1 protein-coding gene is annotated in these 652 nt (G+C 80.1%); it reads right to left on the bottom strand.

The window, feature by feature from the left end; all coding sequences use genetic code 11:
• On the bottom strand, positions 1-652 hold a 652-nt coding region (locus tag PYV61_RS26275), incomplete at both ends, for an amidase (RefSeq protein ID WP_275836845.1).

Below are 652 nucleotides of genomic sequence, written 5' to 3' on the forward strand. Positions count from 1 at the left end.
CGGGGGCGCGCCACCCGCCGGCGCGCGGCGCGTCGAGCGACAGCGGGTCGCCGGGGTCGGCGCCGCCGATCGCGGCCAGCCGCAGCGTGGCGGCGGCGACGGTGCGCGCGAGCGGGCCGTGCGTGTCGAGGTACGGCCACGTCGGCACCACGCCGGTGCGCGGCACGAGGCCGAACGTCGGCTTCACGCCGACCACGCCGGTGAACTGCGCGGGGATGCGGTTGGAGCCGCCGTCGTCGGTGCCGAGCGCGGCGAACGCCATCCCCGCCGCCACCGCGACCGCCGAGCCGGCGCTCGACCCGCCCGGGGTGCGCACGCCCGACGCGTCGTGCGGGTTCAGCACCTGCCCGGTGTGGCTGCTGGTGCCGTTGCCGCGGTACGCGAAGTCGTCGGCGGCGGTCTTGCCGAGGAGCACGCCGCCGGCGGCGCGCATGCGCGCGACCTCGAGCGCGTCGCGCCGCACCGGCTCCGGGAACAGCCGCGCCCACTCGGCGCTCGACGCGGTCGTCGGCAGCCCGTCGACGTCGTGGATCGACTTGGCGAACAGCGGCACGCCGTCGAGCGCGCCGCGCAGCCGCCCGCCGCGACGCCGGGCGTCGGACGCGCGCGCCTCGGCGAGCGCGAGGTCGGCGGCGAGCGCGTCGGCCGCGCG

The sequence above is a fragment of the Roseisolibacter sp. H3M3-2 genome (assembly GCF_029211165.1).
Lineage (GTDB): Bacteria > Gemmatimonadota > Gemmatimonadetes > Gemmatimonadales > Gemmatimonadaceae > Roseisolibacter.